At 70.8% G+C, this 2,953-nt stretch carries 4 protein-coding genes and 1 pseudogene; all 5 read left to right on the forward strand.

The features are described from left to right. Positions 1-420 (forward strand): acyl-CoA dehydrogenase family protein (locus tag B0W88_RS30875; RefSeq protein WP_255378677.1); only part of this gene is annotated, 420 nt, incomplete at its 5' end. A gap of 2 nt (positions 421-422) precedes the next feature. Then, positions 423-1,169, forward strand: a complete 747-nt coding sequence (locus B0W88_RS30880) for a methionine ABC transporter ATP-binding protein (RefSeq protein WP_077038305.1) — start codon at positions 423-425, stop codon at positions 1,167-1,169. Beyond that, on the forward strand, positions 1,162-1,806 hold the full coding sequence (locus B0W88_RS30885; RefSeq protein WP_077038306.1) for a methionine ABC transporter permease: 645 nt from the start codon (positions 1,162-1,164) through the stop codon (positions 1,804-1,806). The genes B0W88_RS30880 and B0W88_RS30885 overlap by 8 nt, the downstream gene beginning before the upstream one ends. 18 nt (positions 1,807-1,824) lie before the next feature. Further along, positions 1,825-2,622, forward strand: a complete 798-nt coding sequence (locus tag B0W88_RS30890; protein WP_077038307.1) for a MetQ/NlpA family ABC transporter substrate-binding protein — start codon at positions 1,825-1,827, stop codon at positions 2,620-2,622. Next, positions 2,619-2,953: pseudogene (locus B0W88_RS30895) on the forward strand (LLM class flavin-dependent oxidoreductase); the annotation flags it as partial. The gene B0W88_RS30890 and the pseudogene B0W88_RS30895, both read left to right, overlap by 4 nt.

Consider the following 2,953-nt stretch of genomic DNA (forward strand, 5'->3'; position numbering starts at 1 on the left):
ACCCACGCCCGCCCCTGGTCCGCCTCCGGCGTGCAGCGCGCCGCCGACGACCCCTACGTGCAGCAGCGCTACGGCGACCTGTGGCTGTACGTACGGGCCGCGCAGGCGGTCGTCGACGCGGCGGTGCAGAAGCTCGAAGCGGCGCTGGCCCGCGGCGAGGCGCTGACGGCGGAAGAGCGCGGAGACGTGGCCGTGGCCGGCGCCGAGGCCAAGGTGCTGGCGCACCGCGCGGGCCTGGAGGTCAGCACCCAGCTGTTCGAGCTGACCGGCGCGCGCAGCACCGCGGCGCGCTTCGGCCTGGACCGCTTCTGGCGCAACGCCCGCGTGCACACGCTGCACGACCCGGTCGACTACAAGCTGCGCGACCTCGGCCGCTTCCGGCTCGAGGGCCGCATCCCCGAAGCGACTTCGTATTCCTGAACATGAGCGTCACTTCCCTTGCCCATCCGCTGATCCGGCTGGATGGCGTGTCCAAGTCCTTCGGCAGCTTCCAGGCGGTGCGCGACGTGAGCCTGCAGGTGCGCGCGGGCGAGATCCTCGGCCTGATCGGTCGCAGCGGCGCCGGCAAGTCCACGCTGCTGCACCTGGTCAACCTGCTGGAGCGGCCCGATGCCGGCCGCGTGTTCGTCGCCGGCCAGGAGCTGACGCAGCTGAGCCCGGCCGGGCTGCGCGCGGCGCGCCGGCAGATCGGCATGATCTTCCAGCAGTTCAACCTGCTGCAGAACGCCACCGTGGCGCAGAACGTCGCCTTCCCGCTGCGCCTGGACGGCCGCGCGTCGAAGGCCGAGGTTTCCGCGCGGGTGGATGAATGCCTGGCCCTGGTGGGCCTGCAGGACAAGGCGGCCAGCTACCCGGCGCAGCTCAGCGGCGGCCAGAAGCAGCGCGTGGCGATCGCCCGCGCGCTGGCCCCGCGGCCGGCCGTGCTGCTGTGCGACGAGCCCACCTCGGCGCTCGATGCCGAGACCACGCGCGAGCTGCTGGCCACGCTGGCCGACATCAACGCGCGGCTGGGTGTGACGCTGGTGATCGTCACGCACGAGCTGTCCGTCGTGCAGGCGCTGTGCCGGCAGGCGGCGGTGGTGGAGGACGGCCGCATCGTCGAGCAGTTCGCCGTGGGCGAGGCGGCGCAGGCCAGCACCGTGCTGGCACGCGAGGTGGCCTATGCCTGAGCACATCATCGAGCTGCTGCCCGACCTGGCGCTGGCGATCGGGCAGACCGCGCTGATGCTGGGCGTTGGCCTGGCCGCGGCGCTGGCCTTCGGCGGCCCGCTGGGGGTGCTGCTGTTCCGCCTGCGGCCGGGCCCGGTCGCGGGCCTGCTGAACTGGCTGGTGAACACCGTGCGCAGCTTCCCCTTCATCATCCTGCTGGTAGCGCTGGTGCCCTTCACGCGGGTGCTGACCGGCAGCTCGATCGGCCCGCTGGCCGCCGCAGTGCCGCTGTCCTTCGCGGCGATCCCGTACTTCGCGCGGCTGGTCGAGCAGTGCCTGCGCGACGTGCCGCGCGGCGTCGTCGAGGCGGCCCAGGCGATGGGCGCCAGCGAGTTCCAGATCGTCACCCGCGTGCTGCTGCGCGAGGCCCGCGCCGGGCTGGCGGGCGCGCTCACCGTGCTGGCGATCAGCTTCCTCTCCTACTCGGCGGTGGCCGGCGTGGTGGGCGGCGGCGGCATCGGCGACCTCGCCATCCGCTACGGCTACTACCGCTTCCAGACCGACGTGATGGTGCTGACCGTCGCGATCCTGATCGCCCTCGTCCAGCTGATCCAGTTCATCGGCAACACCGCCGCCCGCCGGCTCGACAAACGCTAACTCCAAAAGTCCACTGACATGAAACTCGTCCGCCGTTCCCTGCTCGCGCTCGCCCTGGTCGCCACGACCGCCTTCGCCGCCGAGACCAAGAAGGAACTCGTCATCGGCGCCACCGCCGGCTCCAACATCGAGGTGCTGCGCCTGGGCATCAAGCCGCTGCTGGAGCAGAAGGGCTACAAGGTCAAGCTGGTCGAGTTCAACGACTACGTGCAGCCCAACCTCGCGCTGGCGCAGGGCGCGCTGGACGCCAACTTCTTCCAGCACACGATCTACCTGAACCGCTTCCGCGAGGACCGCAAGCTGGACCTGGTGGAGATCGTGCAGGGCCCGATGGCGCCCTTCGGCATCTACTCGAAGAAGCGCCGCAGCATCGCCGAGGCGAAACCCGGCGACCGCATCACGCTGGCCAACGACCCGGCCAACCTGGCCCACGGCCTGGCCCTGCTGGCGGACCTGAAGCTGATCACGCTGAAGCCCGGCGCCGACCCGATCCGCGTCACCGAGAAGGACGTGGCGACGAACCCGCTGAACCTCAAGCTGCAGCCGCTGGAAGCCGCCCAGCTGCCGCGCACGCTGGACGACGCCGACTACGCGATCGTCAACGGCAACTTCGCGATCTCCTCGGGCCTGAAGCTGACCGACGCGCTGGTGCTGGAGAAGACCCCGGCGCACTACATGCTGGTGGTGGCGGTGAAGGGCGCGGACAAGGAAGCGCCGTGGAGCCGCGACATCGCCGCCGCCTTCCACGCCCCTGCCTTCAAGGCGGTGCTGGAGAAGAACTTCCCGGGCTATGCGCGGCCGGACTTCCTGCAATGACGCGCCTCATCCGCTTCAATGCGTTCACGATGAACACCGTGGGGCATCAGTCCCCGGGTCTCTGGACGCATCCGCGCGACGAATCGCACCGCTACACCGACGCCGCCTACTGGCAAGACCTGGCACGGCTGCTCGAGCGTGGCCGCTTCGACGGCGTCTTCCTCGCCGACGTGCTGGGCGTCTACGACGTCTACCAGGGCGCGGCCGACGCGGCGCTGCGCCACGGCGTGCAGGCGCCATTGAACGACCCGCTGGCCCTGGTGCCGCTTATGGCGGGCGTGACCCGGCATCTCGGCTTCGGCGTCACCGCGGCGCTGAGCTACGAGCACCC

Origin of the sequence: Pelomonas sp. KK5, from assembly GCF_001984095.1 — a bacterium.
Taxonomy (GTDB): Bacteria; Pseudomonadota; Gammaproteobacteria; order Burkholderiales; family Burkholderiaceae_C; genus KK5.

What these genes read in the sequence shown, in the direction of transcription:
- B0W88_RS30890 (WP_077038307.1), top strand. Translation starts at nt 1,825, where the DNA reads ATGAAACTCGTCCGCCGTTCCCTGCTCGCGCTCGCCCTGGTCGCCACG.
- B0W88_RS30880 (WP_077038305.1), top strand. Translation starts at nt 423, where the DNA reads ATGAGCGTCACTTCCCTTGCCCATCCGCTGATCCGGCTGGATGGCGTG.
- B0W88_RS30885 (WP_077038306.1), top strand. Translation starts at nt 1,162, where the DNA reads ATGCCTGAGCACATCATCGAGCTGCTGCCCGACCTGGCGCTGGCGATC.